Source organism: Nocardia vinacea NBRC 16497 (genome assembly GCF_000308835.1).
In the GTDB taxonomy this organism is placed as follows: Bacteria; Actinomycetota; Actinomycetes; order Mycobacteriales; family Mycobacteriaceae; genus Nocardia; species Nocardia vinacea.
Window position 1 is genome coordinate 37,207 of the sequence record NZ_BAGN01000180.1, and the last position, 22,395, is coordinate 59,601.

A 22,395-nucleotide genomic window follows, 5' to 3' on the forward strand; every position below is an offset into this window, starting at 1 on the left:
TGACCCGACACTCATCCTCGCGAGTGAGGCGTTCATTGCCCAGGTGTGCGATCTCACGGCGCGAGCATGGTCGCGACGCTGTTCGTGACATCCTTCGCCAACGCGGCATTCACCGGCGCGTGGTGGCTGAGCAGTCGGTACCACATGGCGCCGAAGACGAAATCGACGACGAGATCCAGCGGGACGGCCGGGGTCAGTTTTCGGGCGTCGACACCACGCTGGAGCAGTGCGCGCAGTGTCGCTCGTCGCGGGCCGATCACGGTGTCCTGCAATCGTTCGGACAGGGCCGGATCGCGCTGCGCGTCCGCCATCAGACCGACCAGCGCCTGACCCGTCACTTTCTGCGCGAGGTCGAAGGTGGCCGTCAGCAGGCGCTCGACAGCGACGAGCACATCCACCGATTCGTCCGAAACCCGCAGTGCCGCATGTTCTTCGGCCAAACCGATCAACGCCTCGATCAGAATCGCGGCCTTATCCGGCCACCAGCGGTAGACCGTCTGCCGCCCGACGCCCGCACCATCCGCGATGGCCTTGATGGTCAGGTCTTGGTAGCCATCCCGCTCGCAGAGCTCGAGCGCCGTGTGCAGGATCGCGCGCCTGGCGTCCTCGCTGCGGGGTCGACCGCGGGTTCCTGTCATGCGGGTCACTTTACAAGACACTGTGCCTCGAATATATTAACGAGGCACGGTGGTTCGAAAATCATCGTGTTTCGAACTTCAGGAGGATCTTGTGAGCAAAGTCGTCATCGTTGGTGGAACCTCTGGAATCGGCCTGGCGACCGCTCGCCGACTCGCCGCGAACGGTGCGGAGGTCGTCATCGCCGGACGCAACGAAGAACGACTCGCCGCCGCAGTGGCCGAGCTCGGCCCGCAGGTCACCGGCAAGGTCGTGGATGCGCGCGCCGAAAATGAACTGGCACAACTATTTTCGGAAGTCGGGCCGGTCGACCATGTGGTGGTCACCGTGACCGGACCGTCCGGCACCACCCCGTTCCGCGAACTCGGCCTCGACCAACTGCAGGCCCACGTCTCCGGCAAACTGCTGCCGCACGTCGCCACCATTCAGGCGGCGCTGCCCCATCTCGCGCAGGACGGGTCGATCACGTTGGTCTCCGCCGCATCCGCGGGCGGCGCCATGCCGACAACCGCCGCACTGGCCGCCGTCAATGCCGGTGTCGAAGCCATCGTTCCCGTACTCGCGGTCGAACTCGCACCCGTGCGTGTGAACGCCGTATCCCCTGGTGTGATCGACACCGAATGGTGGAGCTTCCTCCCCGAGGACGCCCGTGCCGAGGTGTTCGCCGGAATCGCGGCGCAGACCCCGGTCGGCCGGATCGGCAGCGCGGACGATATCGCCAAGGCCATCGAATTCCTCACCGACAACACCTTCACCACCGGTGTGGTGGTACGCGTGGACGGCGGCGCTCGCCTCGGCTCCCCCAAATGACCCACCTCGCCCGGCTTTTTGTCACAAGGGGTGACGAAAAGCCGGGTGTGGTGGATCAGTACGCGATGAACAGAATTTCGTCCCGGGAATAGTCGTGCCCCGGGTGGTTCTCGGCCAGATGCGCCTTGGTCTTCTCGACCAGGTCGTCCTCATCCGTCCCGACGATCTGTTCGCCGCAGGGGCAGTTCAGATTTCGCTTCATCAGCGGTCCTTCCTTCTCCCCCGTCAGTCTAAGCAGGCGCCGCCGGACCAGACGGATCTGGTGGGCTTCACCGCGCTCCGCGACGCGTTGTGCCGGCGCGCCGAGCCTGGACATAATCCGGCAGTCCCGGACTCCGGCATTGGGCTCGAAAGAGCGCAGAATGGGAGCAGGAGGTCATGATGCAACTGCTAAAGGGCCTGCTCGGCGTGGTGTTGGGGATCGTGACAGCCGTGCTCGGCACGGTAGTCGGGATCCTCGCGGCCGTGGTCTGGCTTGTCGGCGCGGTGCTCTGCGTGACGCTGATCCTCATTCCGCTGGGGCTCCCTGTCATGCGGCTCGGCCGTCGCCTGTTCACGCTCGCCGGTCAGCTGATGCACCTTCCCTGAAGGCCGTCCTGGGCTCTTCGACGTCGGGACGCGCCGCCGACTTTCCGCGTGCGGCGACGGGCATCGGCGTGCCATCGAGTCAGCGACCCTGTCATGCGCCTGCGGCGCCGGTCGGTGCTTCGGGTTGCTTCGGGGACCCAGCCACGTAGAAGTAGGCGTAGCGCCGCACTGAGTCCGGCGCTACGCGTGCTCAGTTTCCTTGATCCGGCTGGGGATAGGAACCGGGTGCGCTGCCGTCACTTCGGCTGAATACCGGGCGGAAATCGGCACCACCGGTGTCGGTTTGGACGGACGGCTCGGTTGTCAGGGCGTCGTGACTGAACAGCCCGGGCGAAAGCCCATCTTCCGTACTCATCTCACGAGCCTCCCTCTGATCGGCGTATGGCGAACCCTGGCTTGCTGCGCAGCGGTCCGCCCGAATCAACCGTACCTTTACAACGGTGTGACGTATGCGCCGGAGATGCCACCGTCCACCAGGAACTGCGATGCGGTGATGAACGAGGAGTCGTCACTGGCCAGAAATGCGACGGCCGCGGCGATCTCCTCCGGCTCGGCGAAGCGTCCGACGGGGATGTGTACCAGGCGGCGCGCGGCGCGTTCGGGGTCCTTCGCGAACAGCTCCTGCAGCAATGGCGTGTTCACCGGTCCGGGACACAGCGCGTTGACCCGAATCCCATTGCGCGCGAACTGCACTCCGAGTTCACGGCTCATCGCAAGCACACCGCCCTTGGATGCGGTGTAGGAGATCTGCGAGGTCGCCGCACCCATGACCGCGACGAACGACGCGGTATTGATCACCGAGCCCTTACCCCGCTCCAGCATGTGATTGATGGCGTACTTGCTGCACAGATACACCGAGGTCAGATTGACCTCCTGTACCCGACGCCAGGCGTCGATGCCGGTGGTCAGAATCGAATCGTCTTCCGGCGGTGAGATTCCGGCATTGTTGAAGGCGATATCGAGTCCGCCATAGGTGTCGACGGCGGTCTGGAACATGGCCTCGACCTGGGCCTCGTCGGTGACGTCCACCTTCACGAACAGCCCGCCCACTTCGCTGGCCGCGGCCTCTCCCGCGGCGGCATCGATATCGGCGACGACGAGCTTGGCACCCTCCGCCGCGAACCGGCGAACGGTGGCGAGGCCGATACCGCTCCCGCCGCCGGTGACGACGGCGACTCGATCCTGTAAGCGCTGCAACACATCTCCTTAATTAGGTGGCGATGAAGACGTTCTTGGTCTCGGTAAAGGCAAGTGCCGCATCGGGTCCGAGTTCGCGCCCGAGCCCGGACTGTTTGAATCCGCCGAACGGCGTCCAATACCGCACCGAGGAGTGCGAATTCACCGACAGATTCCCGGCTTCCACACCGCGAGACACCCGCAGCGCCCGGCCCACATCATTGGTCCAGATGGAGCCGGACAGACCGTATTCGGTGTCATTGGCAATGCGAACGGCATCGGCCTCGTCCTCGAATGGAACAACCGCGACCACCGGCCCGAACACCTCCTCGGTGAGCACCCGATCCGATGGCGCGTCGGGCAGCACAACCGTTGGCGGATACCAGAATCCGGGTCCGTCGGGCTGGGTACCGGTGAATGCCACCTTGGTCGACGGCTCGACGAACGAGGCCACCCGAGCACGATGCGCGGCCGAAATCAGCGGCCCCATTTCGGTGGACTCCGCCGCCGGATCACCCACCCGAACCCCACGCACCGCCGGTTCCAGCAATTCCAGGAATCGGTCGAACACACTGCGCTGCACTAGAATTCGCGACCGCGCACAGCAATCCTGCCCGGCATTGTCGAAAACACCATAGGGCGCGGTCGCCGCAGCACGCTCCAGATCGGCATCGGCGAAAACGATATTCGCGCTCTTACCGCCCAATTCGAGCGTCACCCGCTTCACCTGGCGCGCACATCCGGCCATGATCTCCTTGCCCACCTCGGTGGACCCGGTGAATACCACCTTCCGCACGGCGGGATGGGTCACGAACCGCTGCCCCACCACCGACCCCTTGCCGGGCAGCACCTGGAAAACCCCTTCCGGCACACCGGCTTCGAGCGCGAGCTCACCCAATCGGATCGCGGTGAGCGGTGTGAGCTCGGCAGGTTTGAGCACCACCGTATTCCCGGCGGCCAGTGCGGGCCCGAATCCCCATGCCGCGATCGGCATCGGGAAGTTCCACGGCACGATCACACCGACCACGCCGAGCGGTTCATGGAAGGTGATGTCGACCCCGCCCGCGACCGGAATCTGGTTGCCCAGCAGACGTTCCGGAATCCCGGCGGCGAAATGCAGCACATCGCGGACGTTGCCCGCCTCCCAGCGCGCATTGCCGATGGTGTGCCCGGCATTGGCGACCTCGAGCTGGGCCAGCTGCTCGAGATTCGCGTCGACGGCCTCGGCGAACCGCCGCAGCAATCGAGCCCGATCCCCCGGCGCGACCGCGCGCCAATCGACCCCGGCCCGCTGCGCCCGTTCGATGGCCGCATCGGTCTCGGCCGCGCTCACCAGTTCGAGTGTCGTGACGACCTGCTCGGTCGCCGGGTTGACCACCTGCGTTGTCGTCACGAATTCCGTTCCTTTCGATAGCTGGCCGCCGCCTGGACCAGTGCTCGCATCAATCGCGTATCGGTCGCATCCGCCTCCGGATGCCACTGCACACCCACCAGGAACGAACCGTCCGGCGCCTCCGCCGCCTCGATCGTGCCGTCCGACGCGTATGCGGTCGCGACCAGGCCATCGGCCAGGATGGCGACGGCCTGGTGATGGTGGCAATTCACCTTCACCTCCGGTCCGGCGATCGTGGCGACCAGGCTGTCCGGCACCGTCGTGATCCGGTTCGGGTGGAAGCCGCCCGGCGTACCCGAATGGTCGTCGTGGCCGAGCAGATCCGGCAGATGCTGGATCAGGGTGCCGCCGAACGCGACATTGACCAGTTGCAGGCCGCGACAGATCGCGAGGATCGGCAGACCGGCGGCGCGTGCCAGAGCCAACAGCTCGAATTCGGAATCGTCCCGGTCGGCGCGGAGTGGGCCGAGGGCCGCATCCGGCGGCGCGCCGTAGCGCGCCGGATCGATATCGGCGCCGCCGGTCAGCACCAACCCGTCGAGCCGATCCACCAGCTCCGCGCGCGCCACGCCGGTGGGCGGCAGCAGCACCGGTATGCCGCCCGCGCGCTCCACCAACTGCAGGTAGTTGTGTGGAAGCACCGCACTCGGCACATCCCAGGCGCCGAATCGAGCCTGTTCCAGGTAGGTCGGCAGGCCGATGACCGGACGGATCTGCTCAGAGCCGCTCGAAACCACGGATTCGCTCCCAATCGGTGACGGCGGCGTCGAAGGCGTCCAGCTCGACCTGTGCCGCATTCCGATAATGGTCCACCACGTCGTCGCCGAACGCTGTCCGTGCCACCTTGCTCTCGCCGAACAATTTCGCCGCTTCCCGCAGCGTACGCGGCACCCGCGGGCGCTGTGACCGGTAGGCATTGCCGTGGAACTCCGGCTCGAGCGGGAGCGCATGCTCGATACCGTGCAATCCGGCGGCAATAGTCGCGGCGACGGCCAGATACGGATTCACATCGCCGCCCGGGATCCGGTTCTCCATCCGCAGCGATAAATCCTCGCCCACCACGCGCAGCGAACAAGTCCGGTTGTCGCGTCCCCAGGCCAGTGCGGTCGGGGCGAAACTCCCTGCCACGAATCGCTTGTAGGAGTTGATATTCGGCGCGAGCAGATAGGTGAACTCGCGCAGGCAATCCAGTTGCCCGGCGAGGAAATGGCGCATGAGCGCGGAGGTGCCGTGCGGGCCGTCACCCGCGAATACCGCCGCACCTGATTCGGCACGCAGACTTATGTGAATATGGCACGAATTACCTTCGCGCTCATTGTATTTCGCCATGAAGCTGAGACTGCGGCCCTCCTGAGCGGCGATCTCCTTGGCGCCATTCTTGTAGATGCTGTGGTTGTCGCAGGTCACCAGCGCCTCGTCATAGCGGAATGCGATTTCGTGCTGACCCGGATTGCATTCACCCTTGGCCGATTCGACATACAATCCCGCACCGGCCATTTCATTGCGAATGCGACGCAGCAGCGGCTCGATGCGTGCGGTCCCGAGCATCGAATAGTCGACGTTGTACTGGTTGGCGGGCCGCAGATCGCGATAGCCGGAATTCCACGCTTCCTCGTAGCTGTCATCGAAGACCAGGAACTCGAGTTCGGTCCCGACATAAGCCCGCAGCCCACGTTCGGCCAACCGTGCCAATTGCGCCCGCAATATCTGCCGCGGCGAAACCGTCACCGGCTGATGTGCGGGTTCCACGTGCTCCACATCACACAGCACCAGCGCCGTTCCCGGCTGCCACGGCACCAGCCGCAGGGTGCTCAGATCCGGCCGCAATACGAAGTCGCCATAGCCGGTTTCCCAGGAGGAGATCGCATACCCGTCGACCGTGGCCATATCGACATCCACCGCGAGCAGATAGTTGCACGCCTCCGTCGCGTGCCCGATCACCTCGTCCAGGAAAAACCTTGCCGCACAACGCTTTCCTTGTAAGCGGCCCTGCATATCGGTCATTGCCACCAGCACCGTGTCGATCTCCCCCGCCTCGACGAGCGCCCGCAACTGCACCAGCTCCAGCATCCCCGTACGCATCGATAACCCCTCTCGGCAGCAACTTGGCCAACGCTAGAGCAAAAGGGTCGAGCGCGTGTCCCGACACACAAAACCCAATGGTCGGTTGGTGTTGAATGGCCTGGTGGACGACCCGACCTCCGATCCGTCACACCATCCGGTGCCGACGCCGCCGCGGCGGCGCGCCCTGCTGCTCGGGTCGGCGCAAACGGGTTGGCGGTGGCCGGTGGCGGCGCGGTCCGCGCTGGCATTCGGGTTGCCCGCGCTGATCGTGCTCGCGACGGGGCATCAGCAGCAGGCAATGATCGTCGCGCTGGGTGCGTTCGCTGTGCTCTACGGCGAGGCGCGCGCCTACCGAATGCGTTGGCGGATAGTGCTGATCGCGGGGGCGGGCTTTCTCACGGCGGCGGCGCTCGGTGCCGTGATCGGCGATCTGTGGCACGCGACGGCCGGAATCATCGGTGTGGCGGCACTTTCCGTTGTGGCGCTGGTCGCGAGCTATGTCATGGTCGCGACGCGGGCCGGACCGCCGGGCATGTTCTTCTTCGTGCTGGTATGCGCGGTAGCGACGCGGATGGCCGCCACCGGTATTTCGGTACCGGTCATCGTGGGATATACCGCGCTCGGTGTGCTGAGTTCGGTGCTGGTTTCGATGAGTCCGATATTGCGCGATGCGCGTGCGCCGGAAAAGGCGGCGATGGCATCGGCCTTGCGTGCCGTCGATACTTATGTCGAATACCGGAAGAATGGGCAACCGTCCGCCGCCGAGCGGCACGCGGCGGGTGCGGCGCTGCATTCGGCGTGGGCCACGGTTCATGATGCGGGTCTGCCTGCCCGCGAACCGGATTCGGAGATCGTCCGGACGCTGCTGGCCGCACATCGCCAGTTCATCGGGATATCGGACTCCGCACCGGATGTGCTCGACGCGCCGGTGCCGATGACCCGCCCGACTGTCGGTCAGCGACTGCGACGGTCGCTGACGATCCGCTCGCATGCGGCGACCACGGCACTGCGCACGCTGGCCGCCGCGGTGATCGCGGGTGGCCTCAGTGTGCTGTTGGGCCTCGGCCGGCCGGACTGGGCCGTGATCACCGCCGTCCTGGTGCTGAATCTGGGGCCGGATCGCATTGTCGGCACCGTGCGCGCATTGCATCGCGTCGGGGGCACGGTCGTCGGGCTGATCGTGTTCGCGGCGCTGCACGCATTCGCGCCGTCGGGCGTCGTCCTCGTGCTCGTGCTCATGGCTCTGATGTTCCTGACGGATCTGTTCGTAGTGCGCAATTACGGGATCGCCGTCGTCTTCATTACGCCATTGGCGCTGCTGATCGGTGGCGCGCTCGGTGGGCCGATACTGGTTCCCATCCGCGATCGGCTGATCGAGACGCTGGTCGGTGCGCTGGTCGCGGTTGCGGCAATGTGGGTGATCGTGCCGCGCGCGCACCGGCACGACCTGCGGTGGAACGAATCCAGGGTGCTGCGAGTGGCCGCGGACCTGGTCGAGATCCTGCGCACGAGGCCACCAGCCGATCCGGCCGCCATGCGGTTGCGTCGCGATTTGCAGTTCGAACTCGTCGGCAATCACCTCAGCGGTGTCGCGGCATATCGCGACGAACCGGTGTGGACGCGTGCACAATGGCCTCGACATGCCGAGATCGGGCGGATCGGATACGACCTGCTCGCGCAATGTTGGCTGACGCCACCGAAACAATTGCTCACCGATCCCAACAGCCTGGCCGGACAGATCGCCCGGATAGACGCATCGCACTGAACCGATCGACACGTCCAGTTCGTCGTAACCGGCTCAGGACAGCGCCGAGGCGGCGTCTCTACTCACCGAGCACACCGGCGCTTCCGTCGCCGGTGCCACCATGTCGAATTTCGTCGGATCGGCAACTGCCCGTGAGTGGTTGGGCGAGCAGGTCGGGCCGACCCCAAACGGCTCAAATGGAACGACCTACCCCTATCCACCCCTATCGACAGTCATGCGCGATGGCTACTACTACGGCGCAGCATCATTGGGCCGAATTCGGTACGTGCGAGCTGATCTGCACGTTCGATCGAGCACGCGCGGCCATCGGGTGCGTTCGCACACATCGGGCAACTCGCCGAAGCCACCCCGAGAACGGATTTCGGCCATGGCATCGATGGCAAGGTGATCCCACATGAAGACGATCCTGATTACGGGGGCCACCTCGGGCATCGGTCTCGAAGCCGCGCAACAGCTCGCCGCAGGGGGCAATCGGCTGGTGTTGGTCGGCCGGAATCCGCAGAAGCTTGCCGACAGTGCGGAATTGGTGCTGGCCGCGGGGGCGGGAGCGGTCGATACGCTGGAATGCGATATCGCATCGCAGTCGTCGGTGCGCCAACTCGCCAAAGCGGTCGAAGCCGACTACGACCGCATCGATGTACTTGCCAATAATGCGGGCGGCTATCACCAGACGCGCACCGAAACCGAGGACGGTATCGAGGCGACTTTCGCCACCAACCATCTCGGCGGATTCCTGCTCACCGAACTGCTCATCGATCTGCTGGTCCAGAGCGCCCCCGCGCGCATTCTGTTCACCTCCTCGGTGATGCACTACGGCGCGACCCTCGATTTCGACGATCTCGGGTTCCGCGAAGGCTATTCGGGCGAAAAGGCGTACAGCCGATCCAAATTGGCCAATGTGCTCTACGCGCGCGCACTGGCCGATCGGCTGGCGGGCACCGGCGTGACGGTCAATGCCTTCCATCCCGGCGCGGTCTCGACCGGCATCTGGAATTCGCTGCCATGGTTCGGGCAACCGATCGTCGCGCTCGGCAAACGCCTGTTCTTCATCACCGCGGCCGAGGGTGCCGCCGCACTCACCTTCCTCGCGACGGATCCGAGCGTCGCCGAGGTGACCGGTGCCTATTTCCGCAAGACCCGCGAGCGCGAACCGTCGAGGCTGGCCCGCGACGATGCGCGGGGCCGCCAATTGTGCGCGGTGAGCGCAAGTTTGGTCGGGCTGCCCGAATAGGGCGTCCACGACGACAGCGCCGTCGAAACTCCTGGCAACACAGGGAAAAATGCGATACAGAAAGCAGGGGTAATGCTGCGCACACGTTTCGAGTCCATCGGCTCGTACACACCATCCACCGTCCGTTCCACCGAGGAGATCATCGCCGGACTGGCGGTGCCGAGATCCCTTGACCTGGAACGGATTACCGGTATCAAGAATCGGCGCGTCTACGACTCCAGCGATGAGGGCTACGAATCCTCCTTCGATCTGGCCCTGCGCGCCATCGAGGACTGCCTGGCGCACTCCGATTACGCCCCCGACGAGATCGACGTGGTCGTCTCGGCCTCCATCACCCGCACTCGCGGGAAGGAAATCTTCTGCTACGCACCGTCTTTCGCGGTCATGCTGGGCAAGGAGATCGGCACGACGAAGGCCCGCCATTTCGATGTCTCGAATGCCTGTGCGGGCATGCTCACCGGGGTGCTGGTACTGGATCGCATGATCAAGGCCGGTGTGGTCCGCAATGGGCTGGTGGTCAGCGGCGAGCAGATCACCCCGATCGCCGAGACCGCGGCGCGGGAGATCAGCAAGCCCTACGACCCGCAGTTCGCGGCACTGACAGTCGGCGATGCGGCGGTCGCGGTGATGCTGGACGATCGCGGTGACGATGACGACGAAATCCACTACGTCGAACTCTTGACCGCCGCCGACGGCGCCGAACACTGCATCGGCATGCCCAGCGACCAGGCCCCCGGAATCGCGCTATACACCGATAACCGCGCGATGCAGACCGAGGGCCGCTACATGCAGGCCATCCACCGCATTTCCACCTTCTTCGAGGAGACCGGGCGCACCTGGGAGAGCGAGAAGTTCGACTACTGGATCCACCACCAATTCAGCGCGCCCGCCATCGAGTACATCTCACACCTCACCGAACAACACTTCGGCACCCCGATGCCGCAGGCCCTCAATGTGCTGCACGATTTCGGCAATACCGCGTCGACCTCACATTTCGTGGTCCTGCACGAATATCTCGCGCAGCAGAAGATCCCCAAGGGCTCCAAGGTGCTGATGATTCCGGCGGCATCCGGCCTCGTCTCCGGACACCTCGCCGCCACTATCTCCCGTCTGGAGGCCTGAACCATGCCGACAACCATCCTCGCGGCCACCATCAATGCCGATCTCGATACCGGCAGCTATTTCGAACTGGCGACGCGCGCGGCCACCGCCTGCCTCGAGCAGGCGGGCGTTGCCCCGGAGCAGGTCGGAATGCTGATCAATGCCGGGGTCTTCCGCGATCAGAACATCTCCGAACCCGCGGTGTCGGCGCTGATCCAGAAGCGCGTCGGCATCTGCCTCGAGTACGCCCCCGGCCGGGTGCCCGCATTCTCCTTCGACCTGATGAACGGCGGGACCGGACTACTACACGCGATCGCGACCGCCGAATGCTTCCTGGCCAGTGGCGAAATATCGAATGCGCTGCTGGTCGCCGGTGATACGCACCCGTCGACCGAGCGTCATGTCGACGGCTTCCCCTACAGCACCAGTGCGGCGGCGATCCTGCTCGGAACATCCGGCACCGCAGGCGGATTCGGCGGGCTGCATACCACCGATACCGCCGGGCCCGCCGATCCGACCGCATGGGTCGCGATGGGCGAGGCCGGTGCGAACGGCCGCTCGGCCATGAGCACCCGGGCCGGTGCCGACGATCTGGTCGACTTGGCCGCGGTGGCCGTGCGCGACTGCCTGACCGCCGAAGGACTCGACGTCGCCGATTTCACCGAGGGCCGCGCGGTGCTGCTCGCACCCACCTGGACCCTCGCCTTCCGTGCCCGCCTCGCGGCGGCGCTCGGATTGACACCGGAATCGGTCGTCGGCGTGGATCCCTCGGTGGACAATCCGTACTCCGCGGCCCCGGTGCACGCGTACGTGAGCGCACGCGACAGCGGCGCTCTCGACGCGGCACGCGCGGTGCTTTTCCTGGCCGCCGACGATACCTCGGCCGCCTGTCTGGCCTACCACCAGCACGCATTCGCGCACGCCGGGAGTCAATGACACGAAAGGCATTGAAACACCTCATATTACGTAGGTGTCATCAGTTGTCGTGACAGGATCGGGCGGGCGAATTAACCTGTGTTCACCGGCTGGATCATCGGGCGCGTTGACGCGTCCTTCCCGCTGCGACGATGCCGCATCCTCAGCGCACTCGAGCTGCTCGTTTTCGATGGTGCTCTCCCTCAGTCGGGCTCACCACCTCGACGAAGGGCTCAGAGTATGTGTCAGCCTGTCCCGCCACGCAGCGACAACCCAGTGCATCGCGACCACTGGGCCGACTTCGCCAAATCCCGGGTCGGTCAGGCCATGGCCGTGCTCGGCACCGCGAGCACGGTCGGCCTGGTCGCCGAGCTGCTGGAGGTGGACGAGGCCGCGGTGCGGGCCGTCGTCCGACAACTCGCCGAAACCGCGCGTTTCGAACATCCGGAGGTCGGTGAGCGGATCCTGCGCAACACCCCCGACCAGGTCCGGCAGAAGTTGCACATCCGGGCCGCGGAACTGCTGCACCATCGGGGTTTTCCGGCGAGCACCGTCGCCGACCACCTGGTCGACGCCGGTGCCGCCGGCTACCCGTGGGCCGTCGACGTACTGCGCACCGCTGCCGAGGATGCGATAACCGATGACCAGATCGAACCGGCGGTCGATCGGCTGGAGTTGGCCTATCGCGCCACTCGGGACGCGGGCGAGCGGGCCACCATCGCGATCCGGCTGGTCTGCCTGGAATGGCGGATCAACCCGTCGACCCGCTCGCGCCAGTTCACCCGGTTGAAGGCGGCACTGCGCGCGGGTCGGGTGCCGCACCACGAAATGCCCGCCGCCATCATGTATCTGCTGTGGCACGGGCAGGTGCAGCAAGCCGATCACGCACTCGGCCAGCTCAACAGCGGCGAACCGGATGAGGCGACGCCGGAGATCGACTTCCTGCGCGCCTGGCTGCGGTACTCCTATCCCCCACACGTCCAACGTCATCCGCGACTGTTCGCGGCCCCGGCCCGGCCGCCCAAGGTGCGCATCGACCAGCATTCACCGCATCGCCACGGCGCAGATCTGCTCACCGGCCTGTTCACTCATCCGCTCGACGAGATCGCCACGCTCGCACAGCGTTTGCTCACCAGTCATCGCCTCACCTCGACCACGATCGAAACCCTGGTCGCGGCGGTGCATTGCCTCATCTACAGCAATCGGCTCGATACCGCGGCGGCCTGGTGCGAATCGCTGCTCGCCGAGGCCGATGCCCGCCGCGCCCCGACCTGGCAGTCGATCTTCGCCGGGCTGCGCGCGGAAACCATGCTGCGCAAGGGCAATATTCGAGATGCGATCAGCGACGCGGCGCTGGCCCTCAATTACGTACCCGCCGAACACCTCGGCCTCTGGACCGGCACGCCGATCGCCACAATGGTGCACGCGCTGACCATCGCCGGTCGGCATGCCGAGGCCGCGGCCCAACTCGAAAGGCCGTTGCCCCGAACGATTTTCGAATCGCGCTTCGGCCTGCCGTATCTGCAGGCGCAGGGCCACCATCACCTCGCCGTCGGCCGCGCCGACGAGGCATTGCGCAGTTTCCGCCGCTGCGGCTATCTCATGGACCGGTGGAATATGGACTTCCCCTGGCTGGTGCCGTGGCGCAATGACATTGCCGCCGCCCATCTCGCACTCGGCGAGCACCGGCAGGCACAGGAATTCGCGACCAGACATCTCGAATTGCTCGGCACCGCCGACCGGCACCGCTCCGGCGGCGTCGCACTCCGGTTGCTCGCCACCACCAGCGATCGCTATCAAGCTTTCCGCTTGCTGCGTGAGTCGGCCGCCATCGCCCGCACCGGCGGTGACGATGTCGAATTGGCCACCGCACTCGGCGAACTCGGCAAGGCACACCGCAGCGTCGGCGATCACGAGCGATCTCGCACACTGATCCGCGACGCGGCGCGTATCGCCGAAACCTGCGGCGCCGAGGTGCTGCTGCACGATCTACTCGACGGCAAACCCCAAACCGCGACGCAGCCGACCCAACCCATGCCCGCACTGCACCGGATTCCGGGTGGGCTCGCGACGCTGAGCCCCGCCGAACGCCGGGTGGCGGAGCTGGCGGCCCGCGGCAAGGCCAATCGCGAGATCGCCGACAAACTCGCCATCACCACCAGCACCGTCGAACAACATCTCACCCGCGTCTATCGCAAACTCGGGGTGGCCCGGCGCAGCGAACTGTACTTCGTCCTACCGATCGGTCCGGCTGATACTGCGGTCTCGGCCACCGGATAGCCGCCTACGATGCCGCCACGAGGGCGTACCGGTCTCGCCTGGACTCCGCCTTCGCGACGATCACCGGTGCGAGCAGACCGGCGGCCAGCAGGATCAGTCCCGCGACATACCAGCCCGCGACGCCGATCCCGATGCACAACCAGGTCAGCAAGGCCGGACCGAGCGCATCGGCCAATCGGAGTCCGGTACCGAATACGCCCAGATACTCACCGATGGCCGCTGGCGGCGCCAAGGTATTCGAGACCTCGAAACCCCCTGCCGTCTGCCACAATTCACCGACGCTCAAGACCGCCGCACCGCTGGCGAGGGTAAGCACCGCGAGCCAGCCGGACTGGCCTTCGGCCGCCGCCAGCACGATGCAGGCCAGCAGGAATGCCCACCCGGCGCGCCGCAGCGCGGCACCGCCCGCGCGGGCGGTATCGATGCTGCGGCTCGCGCGGACCTGGAAGAACACCACGATGAAGATATTGAGCATGTCGATCGCGGCGATCGACCACCGCGGCGCCGTCGTCGCACCGATGATCCACAGCGGAATCGCGACCGACTGAATCCGGTACTGCAGCGACAGCACCCCATCCAATACGGTGAGCGCCAGATACGGCCGATCACGCAGCACCGCCCAGCGCTGTCCTGGCGCGCCGGACTCCACCGACACCGGCCCCAAGGCCGGCAGCCGCTCGACCATGAGGGCGGCCCCGGCAGCACAACCAGCGCCGATGACGATGGCCGCGTGATAGAAGTTCGCCGAATCCCATTGCACGGCAACCGCGGATAGGCCGATGCCGATAGCAATGCCCACATTCAGAATCGAACGGATGTAAGCGCGGAATTCATTGGCCCGATCGGTGACGACGCGGGTGATGATCGTCGAGATCATCAGCTGCACACAGGTCTGCGCGGCCGCCGTGGCCGGAATGACGACCAGATACCACGCGAATTCACCGACCGTGAGAAAGCCGAGGGTGCCGCAGGCCGCAAGGATCAGACTGACCCGCAGCACACCCAGCGGGCCGCGTCGATCCGACAGCTTTCCCGCCAGTATCGAGACGGCGATGGATACGGCCCCGGCGACGCTCAGGCCGATGCCGACCTGCATCGGCGGGATGTGCACGATCCGGGTGAAGTAGAGAACGACGGTGGACAGATAGATTCCGCTGAAGACGGCGGATGCCGCCGCGATCAGCGTCAGCACACGCTGCGGGCCGACCGGCGGCAGGGCAACCGAGAGCCGTGACACGATCCGTTCCCGCGACTCAGGCGATGGCCCGGTCGGCGGCCGGATCGTATGCCACGCAATCCATCCGGAATCCGGCCGCGGTGCGTCGCAGTGAGTCGATGACCTCTACCGTGGAGTTGCCCCGGAAACGGAAGGCGGCACCGATATCGGCATAGCCGAAGGTCTGGGTGATGGTCGTCCCCGGCTGTGGGACCGAGACATGGTACGGCGCATGCTGCTGCGGTACGTGGAGCTGGACGTCCACCACGGTGCACGGTGGGGTCACCGGCGGGTGGATCAGCAACTCACCGACTACCGATTCATCACTGAGCGGATCGGCGTCGGGAATCCGGCCCAGTTGGATATCGACCGCCGCACCGAGCAGGTCGTAGCCGTGCACCTCCCGCCACATATGTGTGGTTTCGCCACCCGTGGCCCGCGCGGCCACTTCGAGGAACTGGATGCGCGGCGCGGCACTGTCGCGACCGAGGAAGAATTCGAGGTGGAAAACCGTCGGCACGTCGGCGCTGAGCGCGGTGAGCACAGCCTCGACGAAGCCCGCCAGCGGCTCGAGCAATTCCGGATCGTCGAGCTCGACGTAACCGAGAGTTGTGCCACCATTGGCGAATTCGAGGCAGTTGCCGAGATACTGTGAAGCCCGCCACGGACCGAGCTCACTGCCGGTCCACACGCCGTCGACGGCACCGACCTCGTCCGGGCAGAAACGTTGTACGAGAAAAGGTTCCACACTCAGGTCGGGCAATGCCGCGCAATCATCTATGGAATTCAGCCGGATGACGTCCTTGCTCCCGGCACCGAGACGGGGTTTGACGATGAGCGGAAAGCCGTGCGCCGCGGCGAAGTCCATGATCGATTCGACATCGCCGACGTGGGTGAAGGCCGGAGTCGGCACGCCCGCGGTGGCGACCGTCGCCCCCATCACCAGTTTGTCGCGAAATGGGAGCACATAGTCCGGACTGTCACCCGCGATACCGAATTCCCTCCGCAACTGGGCCGCGGTCAGCAAATCGAATTCGTGCAACGCGACAATGCGGTCCGGTGTTCCAAATCGAGCCGCGAGCGCGTGCACGGCATCCAGCGCGTTCACCATATCGTCGAGCAATTCGACGGCGGCGGCCGCATGCCGCGGAATTCCGTCGATCAGATCCTTCGCGCAAACGTAGGTGACGACATTGGCATTGTGGTCGATATGCTCCAGGTAGGGGACATCGACACCGCGCACTCTATGAATCACGGTTACATGTGGGGGCACTGGTTCCTCCGCTGACAACTGTCTCACCAGATCCATTGAGGACCCGTACCGTCGGGAGTGGATCGTTCTCTCCGACAACGGAATTGTGCGCCGTACCCATCGGCGGCGCCTGTCTGGAGACGGCTATTTAAAATCCCTTAACAGAGAGCTCGTCGCGCGTCACGGTCCGGCTCGGTCGGCGCGGTTACCGATCTATCGGCAATCCGCGGGCTACATTCGATCTCACTCGTCCGAGTTCTGGACAATTCCGCTGGACGAAGGAAGTGAGTGGGTCGCCGTGGTAATGAAAGAGGGATCACCGACCAGTGGCGAAGCATTGGTCGAATTGGATGTCTTTCCGCCGGAGCAACACCGCCGCTGGACCGTTCTGCTGCGGCTGCTGTTGGCCATACCCCAGCTGATCGTGCTCTGGTTCCTGAGCATCGCCGCTTTCGTGGTGATCGTCTGCGGCTGGTTCGGTGCACTGGTGCTCGGCCGATTGCCCGACTGGTGCGGTGAGTTCCTGCGCGGATATTACGGCTACACCGTGCGGGTGCACGGCTATGCCATGCTGCTGGTCGACGACTACCCGCCGTTCGCCTGGACCGCACCGGACTATCCGATCCGCCTGCTGTTCCCCGCGCCCACGCCGTTGAACCGGCTCGCCGTGCTGTTCCGGCTCATCCTGGCCTTCCCGATCCTGGTGCTGTCGAGCTGGTTCACCACCGGATGGGGGATCATCTCGTTCATTCTGTGGCTGATCGTCCTGATCACCGGCCGGATGCCGGGAGCGATCTTCGAGGCCACCTCGGCGGTGCTGCGCATCGAAATGCGGGTGTCCGCCTACGCGTACCTACTGACCCCGACGTACCTGACGGGAGTTTTCGGCGATAGGCAGACGGCCCCATCCGGTCCGATATACACCGGCGATTCGATCGCGGGTGCTCGAGTGACGGGCGGGCCCGAACCTGCTCGGTCGCCGACTCGCCCGCTTGTGCTCTCGAGCGGCGGCCGGACGCTGCTGATCGTCATGCTCGTCGTCGGCATTCTCGGCAGCCTCGCCCAAACCTCCATGGGCTGGGGCAATGACGATGACGACGACATGGACGCGATCTCCAGTTCACAGCTCGCCCGGCGGGTCGCCATCGACTTCACCGACGACACCGGGCATACCCCGCAGAACGTACATTGCCCCAACTCCCTCGACGCCTATTTCGGCGCGACGGAGGTCTGCACGGTCACCTACGACGGCGTCGAATTCCGGGCTCTGGTCACCGTCGACGCGATCACCGACGGTGCGGCGCACTTCCGCACCGTCATCGAGCACTGAAAAGCTAACTCTGCCTGCGGGCCCGGGCCCGGCGCTTGCCCTCGTGCATCGCTTGGACCCGGGCCACCGGGATGGTGTGGCCCTCCTCGACGAGATCGGCGGGCAAGGCCTGCGGCGCGGGCATTTCCTGCACCCACGGATCCCGATCGCCCAGCTGCTTCGATGCGGTGCGCACGGTGAAGTCGCCCGGACTGATATCTGCGAGCTGAGCCCATTCGATCGGGAAGGACACCGGCACCCCCGGACGCACGCGCGGGCTGTAGGCTGCGACGACTGTCGCGCCGCCCGCGCGCGTCGAATCCAGGAAGACCTTGCCGGCGCGGTCCTCGCGGATGAATGCGGTGGTGGCCAGATCCGGATCGATGCGTTCGGCCCTGGCCGCGATCGCCCGGGTGGCGGCGGCGACATCCTCGATCGGGATACGCGGCTCGATCGGCACGAAGACGTGCACCCCCTTTGCGCCGCTGGTTTTCACCGCTCCCGCGAGTCCGTCATCGGCGAGCGCCTGCCTGATCAGTTCGGCGGCGAGTACGACCTGCCGGAAGGGGCCACCCTCGGGGGGATCGAGATCCAGGATCAGGTGGGTCGGGCCCGCGCTGTGATCGGCCAGCAGCAGGGTCGGGTGATATTCGACCGCACGCTGATTGCCGAACCACAGCAAGGTGCGCACGTCATCGCAGAGGGCGTAGGTCACTTCGCGTTTGGAGGTTTCGGCCCACATCGTCACCCGAGGCACCCAGTCCGGGGTGTACTTCGGCAGATTCTTCTGCATGAACGGTTCCTGGCCAGGCCGGATGCGCACCACCGAGAGCGGACGGTCGCGCAGTTGTCCGACCAGCCGATCACCGATGAATTCGAGATAGTCGATCAGATCGCGCTTCGTCGCGTCGGCACCGTCGAACAGTGGTGCGTCGAGATTGGTCAGCTTTACACCCGCACGGACCTCTTCGCCGGTCATCGGCCAACCATGCACCGCCGAACCGCGCATGGTCAACCATCCCTACATGAGCTTGCGCATGAAGTAGGTGAATTCGAGTGCGCTGGTGCGAGCCGTCTCGTCGATATTGGTGCCGCCGCCGTGCCCGCCCTCGGTGGCCTCGTAGAACAGATAGGGGTCACCGAATTCGGCGAGCCGGGCAGCGAATTTGCGGGCGTGCTGCGGGCCGACCCGATCGTCCTTGGTGGTGGTCCAGACGAAGGGCTCCGGATATCGCACGCCCGGACGCAGATTCCGGTACGGCGATATGGATTCGAGGAAGGCGCGTTGTACCGGATCGGCGACGGTGCCGTATTCGCCCACCCACGAAGCACCCGCGGCGATCTGCTCGTAGCGGACCATATCGAGCAGCGGTATCTCGATAGCCACCGCTTGCCACAGCTCCGGATGCTGGACCAGCTCGACCCCCATCAGCAGGCCACCGTTCGAACCGCCCTGGATGCCGAGATGGCTCGGGGCGGTGATTTTCCGGTCGATCACATCCCGGCCGACGGCGGCGAAATCGTCGAAGGCGCGCTGGCGATTGGTGGTCAGTGCGGCCTCGTGCCAAGCCGGTCCGAATTCACCGCCGCCGCGAATGTTCGCCAGCACGAACACACCCCCACGATCCAGCCAGAGCCTGCCCATCAGGCCGTTGTAGTTCGGCGTCATGGACGAGCCGAAACCGCCGTAGGCGTACATGATCGTGGGGTTGGTGCCGTCGAACTTCATATCGGCGGCATGTACGACGAAATAGGGCACCCTGGTGCCGTCGGGCGAGGTCGCCTTCTGCTGTTCGACCACGTAGCGGGACGAATCGAATTGTCGCGGACTGGTTTTCACGGGCATGACCGATCCGGTGACGGTATCGAGCCGCCACAGCGTGGCCGGGTCGAGGAACGAGGTGACCGTCAGATAGGCGAGCGAACCGGCCGAATCGGCATCCACCGCGTCGATGGTCGCGTTGTCCGGCAACGGAACCGGTGATCCTGACCAGGAGCCGTCCGGTTGCGGTGTATAGACGGTGGCGCGTCCCTTCACGTCGTCGAGCGAGGTCACGACGATCCGGTCACGTGTTGTCAGCACAGATTCCAGTGTTTGCGACGCGCTCGGGACATAGACCGGCCGCGCACGCAGCCGCGTCGGGTCCGCGGTGAGTTCATCGGCGTCGAGCGAAACCAGTGATCCGGCGGTGAATGTCGCACCGTCCGTCGTCCAGTCCTGTCGCAGCGACACCAGAATTCGATTGCCGGCGAAGCCCTGAACATCCGATTTCGGCGGCAGTGCCACCCGCACAAGGCCGGGTTCGGCAACCAGACTGACCTCGTTCTCCCAGAACGACGGACTGCGCCGCACCAGACTCAACCGCCGACCATTGCCATTGTCCAGCAACATCGGCGTGGTAGCCAGATCGGCCTTATTGCCGCGCGCGAGTTCGACTGCGTCGGTGAGAGATCGGCCGCGACGCCACTGTTTGACGACATAGGGATAGCCGGAGGTGGTCGTCTCCCCGGGCTGCCATTCCCGCGAGACCAGCAGGGTGTTCTCGTCGACCCAGGCCGCATTCTGTTTACCACGCGGCAGCACGAAACCGTCCGGCACGAATCGGCTGGTGTTGCGGTCGAATTCGCGCACCGTCACCGCGTCCTCGCCGCCCTCGGACAGGCTGACGAGGCAGCGCTTGCGGGTGACGGGGTCGCAGTCGACACCCTTCCATACCCAATTCTTGGATTCCGCCGCCGCGAGGGCGTCGAGATCCAGGACCGTGTTCCAATTCGGTTGCGGTGATTCATAATCCGCGACAGATGTGGTGCGCCAGATGCCGCGGGCGTGGTCGCCGTCCTGCCAGAAGTTGTCGACGCCGCCGTCGCGCAGTGTCGGAGTGGGCAGGCGGTCGGGGGACTTGCCGAGTTCGGTCGCCTCGGCCAGGTTTCCCGCGAAACGCGGGTCCTGCTCCAATACCCCTAGCGTGCGGGCATTTTCGGTGGCGACCCACTGTTGCACGCGCGGACTGTCGAGTTCCTCCAACCAGAGATACGGGTCCGTTGGTGTCGATGCACCCCCGCAGGCCGCGACCAGCGCCGCTGTCAGCGCCGGTACGCCTGCCCGCCATAGGCCCTTGCTTCCCATGCAACCCCCCTTGAACACGTCCAGATCCCAGCGTCCGTCCGACACTGTACTTCGTGGTCGGACTCCGCTTCGGGACGTCAGGATTCGGCGGCGCGGTGGTAGCCGAAGACGATGCAGGCGAGTGCGCAGACCACTGCGGAGGTCAGCAAGGACCAGCCGATACCAGGGGTGACGAGCGCACCCATGATCGCGACACCGAGGGTCGCGCCGACTTGGCGGACGGCATTGAGCAGCCCGCCGACCGAGCCCGCGGTCCCCGGTGGTGCCGCGTTGACAATCGCGGTGACCAACGCCGGAAGAGCGAAGGCGACACCTAATCCAGACAGCAGCAGGCCGACCGCCAGCACCGGATAGCCGAGTCCCACGAACACCGCTACGGCCAGCACCACACCACCCGCCGCGAGCAGGCCGAGCCCGGTCAGGATCGGTCGGCGCGGTCCGACGCGGGCCACGAGTTTGCCCGCGAGCGGCGGGATAACGGCGAACGGCACGGTGAGCGGCAAGAAGGCGAGCCCGGTCTGCAGCGGACTCAGGTGTCGCTGCAGCAGCAACGGCAGGACGAAAAGTGCCCCGGTGAGCGCGAAATTCACCGCAGCCCCCACCAGCAAACCCGCACGCACTCGACCCGCACGCAAGAGTTCCCGATTCAATACCGGTACGGCACTGTGCCGTTCGAGATACACGAAGATGATCGCCGCCAGCACCGCGCCGCTCAGCGACCACGCCGTATGCCGCCACGACTGCGCACCCGCCGCGATCAGCGCATCGGTGCACAGCGCCAGGGCGACGGCCGCGGCCAACTGCGCCGCCCAGTCGATGCGGCGATCACCGCGCGCGCAGGTCACCGCGGATCCCATGCTCAGCGCCAATACGACCACCGCGATGGGAACATTGACAACGAATATCGACCGCCACCCGGCCAGCCCGACCAGCGCGCCACCCACGATCGGCCCCGCCGCGACCGCCGCGCCACTGATCGCCGCCCATGTCGAAATCGCCCGGGCGCGTCGGCCCGGATCCGGATAGAGCTGGGTGATCATCGCCATCGATGCGGGCACGCACGCCGCCGCCGCGACGCCCAACAACACCCGCAGCGCGACCAGCACCGACAGGTTCGGCGCGAAGGCGCTCAGCAGCGAGACCAGCCCGAAAGCCGCTGTGCCGAAACGGAATACCCGATGCGCACCATGGCGATCGGCGACCGCGCCCGCGGACAGCAGCAGTGCGGCGAAGGCGATGGTATAGCCGGTGGTCGCCCATTGCAGTCCGGCGATCGAGGTGTGCAGGGACGCCGCCAGATCCGGCTCGGCGACCGAAAGCACCGTCATATCCAACAGCACCATGAAGTACCCGAGGGATATCCCCAGCAGGGCCCTGGTCGACGCGGTGGACGTACTCGCCCGCGATTGCAGAATGCTCATCCGATGCGACAGCTCCTCGGCTCGTTTGATGACCCGATCGACTCTCGCCGGACGGGCACGACGGCTCCACCGGCTGCGGCGCATACCGCATTCGGAATATCCGAATGCCGC

The 22,395-nt window shown here is 65.5% G+C and carries 20 protein-coding genes; 8 read left to right on the forward strand and 12 right to left on the reverse strand.

Annotated elements, in window-relative coordinates; all coding sequences use genetic code 11:
* Positions 1 to 53 precede the first annotated feature (53 nt).
* Positions 54 to 638 (reverse strand): TetR/AcrR family transcriptional regulator, encoded by a 585-nt coding sequence (locus tag ON44_RS24290; protein WP_040694026.1) that lies wholly within the window; start codon positions 636 to 638, stop codon positions 54 to 56.
* Positions 639 to 729: 91 nt separating this feature from the next.
* Here ON44_RS24290 and ON44_RS24295 point away from each other — a divergent pair, with 91 nt between their 5' ends.
* Positions 730 to 1,446, forward strand: coding sequence for an SDR family oxidoreductase (locus tag ON44_RS24295; RefSeq protein WP_040694027.1), 717 nt, complete (start codon positions 730 to 732; stop codon positions 1,444 to 1,446).
* A 55-nt stretch (positions 1,447 to 1,501) separates the two neighbouring features.
* On the opposite strand, the gene ON44_RS54070 is transcribed toward ON44_RS24295, so the two are convergent.
* Positions 1,502 to 1,762 carry a hypothetical protein gene (locus ON44_RS54070; RefSeq protein WP_040694028.1) on the reverse strand — a complete coding sequence of 87 codons (261 nt, stop codon included), beginning with the start codon at positions 1,760 to 1,762 and terminating at the stop codon, positions 1,502 to 1,504.
* Between the two features lie 65 nt (positions 1,763 to 1,827).
* On the opposite strand from ON44_RS54070, the gene ON44_RS24305 reads away from it, so the two are divergent.
* Positions 1,828 to 2,034, forward strand: coding sequence for a hypothetical protein (locus tag ON44_RS24305; RefSeq protein ID WP_040694112.1), 207 nt, complete (start codon positions 1,828 to 1,830; stop codon positions 2,032 to 2,034).
* Positions 2,035 to 2,224: 190 nt separating this feature from the next.
* On the opposite strand, the gene ON44_RS50430 is transcribed toward ON44_RS24305, so the two are convergent.
* The 5 genes from ON44_RS50430 to ON44_RS24325 form a co-directional block, all read right to left on the reverse strand.
* Entirely contained in the window at positions 2,225 to 2,389 is a 165-nt protein-coding gene (locus tag ON44_RS50430; RefSeq protein ID WP_157187282.1) for a hypothetical protein, read from the reverse strand.
* A gap of 77 nt (positions 2,390 to 2,466) precedes the next feature.
* Positions 2,467 to 3,234, reverse strand: a complete 768-nt coding sequence (locus tag ON44_RS24310) for a 3-oxoacyl-ACP reductase (RefSeq protein ID WP_040694030.1) — start codon at positions 3,232 to 3,234, stop codon at positions 2,467 to 2,469.
* 10 nt (positions 3,235 to 3,244) lie between these two features.
* A complete protein-coding gene (locus ON44_RS24315; protein WP_040694031.1) occupies positions 3,245 to 4,603 on the reverse strand; it encodes an aldehyde dehydrogenase family protein in 1,359 nt (452 codons plus the stop codon).
* Positions 4,600 to 5,340, reverse strand: a complete 741-nt coding sequence (locus ON44_RS24320) for a gamma-glutamyl-gamma-aminobutyrate hydrolase family protein (protein WP_040694033.1) — start codon at positions 5,338 to 5,340, stop codon at positions 4,600 to 4,602. Before ON44_RS24320 ends, ON44_RS24315 begins: the two co-directional genes overlap by 4 nt.
* Positions 5,321 to 6,685 (reverse strand): glutamine synthetase family protein, encoded by a 1,365-nt coding sequence (locus ON44_RS24325; RefSeq protein WP_245567311.1) that lies wholly within the window; start codon positions 6,683 to 6,685, stop codon positions 5,321 to 5,323. Before ON44_RS24325 ends, ON44_RS24320 begins: the two co-directional genes overlap by 20 nt.
* A gap of 103 nt (positions 6,686 to 6,788) precedes the next feature.
* On the opposite strand from ON44_RS24325, the gene ON44_RS24330 reads away from it, so the two are divergent.
* From ON44_RS24330 to ON44_RS24350, 5 genes are all read left to right on the forward strand, one after another.
* Positions 6,789 to 8,432 carry an FUSC family protein gene (locus ON44_RS24330; protein WP_040694118.1) on the forward strand — a complete coding sequence of 548 codons (1,644 nt, stop codon included), beginning with the start codon at positions 6,789 to 6,791 and terminating at the stop codon, positions 8,430 to 8,432.
* 394 nt (positions 8,433 to 8,826) lie between these two features.
* A complete protein-coding gene (locus ON44_RS24335; protein ID WP_040694037.1) occupies positions 8,827 to 9,663 on the forward strand; it encodes an SDR family NAD(P)-dependent oxidoreductase in 837 nt (278 codons plus the stop codon).
* A gap of 72 nt (positions 9,664 to 9,735) precedes the next feature.
* Positions 9,736 to 10,785, forward strand: coding sequence for a 3-oxoacyl-ACP synthase III family protein (locus ON44_RS24340; RefSeq protein WP_040694038.1), 1,050 nt, complete (start codon positions 9,736 to 9,738; stop codon positions 10,783 to 10,785).
* A gap of 3 nt (positions 10,786 to 10,788) precedes the next feature.
* Complete coding sequence (locus tag ON44_RS24345; RefSeq protein WP_040694039.1) at positions 10,789 to 11,700, forward strand: beta-ketoacyl-[acyl-carrier-protein] synthase family protein; 912 nt, start codon at positions 10,789 to 10,791, stop codon at positions 11,698 to 11,700.
* A 255-nt stretch (positions 11,701 to 11,955) separates the two neighbouring features.
* A complete protein-coding gene (locus tag ON44_RS24350) occupies positions 11,956 to 13,959 on the forward strand; it encodes a LuxR C-terminal-related transcriptional regulator (protein ID WP_040694040.1) in 2,004 nt (667 codons plus the stop codon).
* Between the two features lie 4 nt (positions 13,960 to 13,963).
* Here the strand turns inward: ON44_RS24350 and ON44_RS24355 are convergent, their stop codons facing one another.
* Positions 13,964 to 15,196, reverse strand: a complete 1,233-nt coding sequence (locus ON44_RS24355) for an MFS transporter (RefSeq protein ID WP_040694043.1) — start codon at positions 15,194 to 15,196, stop codon at positions 13,964 to 13,966.
* A 16-nt stretch (positions 15,197 to 15,212) separates the two neighbouring features.
* Complete coding sequence (locus tag ON44_RS24360) at positions 15,213 to 16,430, reverse strand: ATP-grasp domain-containing protein (RefSeq protein WP_218007629.1); 1,218 nt, start codon at positions 16,428 to 16,430, stop codon at positions 15,213 to 15,215.
* Positions 16,431 to 16,731: 301 nt separating this feature from the next.
* Between ON44_RS24360 and ON44_RS24365 the strand changes: the two genes are divergently transcribed.
* Positions 16,732 to 17,757, forward strand: coding sequence for a DUF4389 domain-containing protein (locus ON44_RS24365; protein ID WP_063721620.1), 1,026 nt, complete (start codon positions 16,732 to 16,734; stop codon positions 17,755 to 17,757).
* A 4-nt stretch (positions 17,758 to 17,761) separates the two neighbouring features.
* Here ON44_RS24365 and ON44_RS24370 read toward each other — a convergent pair whose 3' ends face one another.
* The 3 genes from ON44_RS24370 to ON44_RS24380 all read right to left on the reverse strand — a co-directional run bounded on the left by ON44_RS24370 (position 17,762) and on the right by ON44_RS24380 (position 22,284).
* Positions 17,762 to 18,715, reverse strand: coding sequence for a DNA polymerase domain-containing protein (locus tag ON44_RS24370; RefSeq protein WP_040694125.1), 954 nt, complete (start codon positions 18,713 to 18,715; stop codon positions 17,762 to 17,764).
* A 42-nt stretch (positions 18,716 to 18,757) separates the two neighbouring features.
* On the reverse strand, positions 18,758 to 20,863 hold the full coding sequence (locus ON44_RS24375; RefSeq protein WP_040694127.1) for a prolyl oligopeptidase family serine peptidase: 2,106 nt from the start codon (positions 20,861 to 20,863) through the stop codon (positions 18,758 to 18,760).
* A gap of 77 nt (positions 20,864 to 20,940) precedes the next feature.
* Positions 20,941 to 22,284, reverse strand: a complete 1,344-nt coding sequence (locus tag ON44_RS24380) for an MFS transporter (RefSeq protein WP_040694130.1) — start codon at positions 22,282 to 22,284, stop codon at positions 20,941 to 20,943.
* Positions 22,285 to 22,395: the final 111 nt, after the last annotated feature.

Bases quoted from the DNA above. Each gene is read 5' to 3' on its own strand.
- ON44_RS24290 (WP_040694026.1), bottom strand. From the start codon at position 638: ATGACAGGAACCCGCGGTCGACCCCGCAGCGAGGACGCCAGGCGCGCG.
- ON44_RS54070 (WP_040694028.1), bottom strand. From the start codon at position 1,762: ATGTCCAGGCTCGGCGCGCCGGCACAACGCGTCGCGGAGCGCGGTGAA.
- ON44_RS24305 (WP_040694112.1), top strand. From the start codon at position 1,828: ATGCAACTGCTAAAGGGCCTGCTCGGCGTGGTGTTGGGGATCGTGACA.
- ON44_RS50430 (WP_157187282.1), bottom strand. From the start codon at position 2,389: ATGAGTACGGAAGATGGGCTTTCGCCCGGGCTGTTCAGTCACGACGCC.
- ON44_RS24325 (WP_245567311.1), bottom strand. From the start codon at position 6,685: ATGCGTACGGGGATGCTGGAGCTGGTGCAGTTGCGGGCGCTCGTCGAG.
- ON44_RS24335 (WP_040694037.1), top strand. From the start codon at position 8,827: ATGAAGACGATCCTGATTACGGGGGCCACCTCGGGCATCGGTCTCGAA.
- ON44_RS24340 (WP_040694038.1), top strand. From the start codon at position 9,736: ATGCTGCGCACACGTTTCGAGTCCATCGGCTCGTACACACCATCCACC.
- ON44_RS24345 (WP_040694039.1), top strand. From the start codon at position 10,789: ATGCCGACAACCATCCTCGCGGCCACCATCAATGCCGATCTCGATACC.
- ON44_RS24365 (WP_063721620.1), top strand. From the start codon at position 16,732: ATGAAAGAGGGATCACCGACCAGTGGCGAAGCATTGGTCGAATTGGAT.
- ON44_RS24370 (WP_040694125.1), bottom strand. From the start codon at position 18,715: ATGACCGGCGAAGAGGTCCGTGCGGGTGTAAAGCTGACCAATCTCGAC.
- ON44_RS24375 (WP_040694127.1), bottom strand. From the start codon at position 20,863: ATGGGAAGCAAGGGCCTATGGCGGGCAGGCGTACCGGCGCTGACAGCG.
- ON44_RS24380 (WP_040694130.1), bottom strand. From the start codon at position 22,284: ATGAGCATTCTGCAATCGCGGGCGAGTACGTCCACCGCGTCGACCAGG.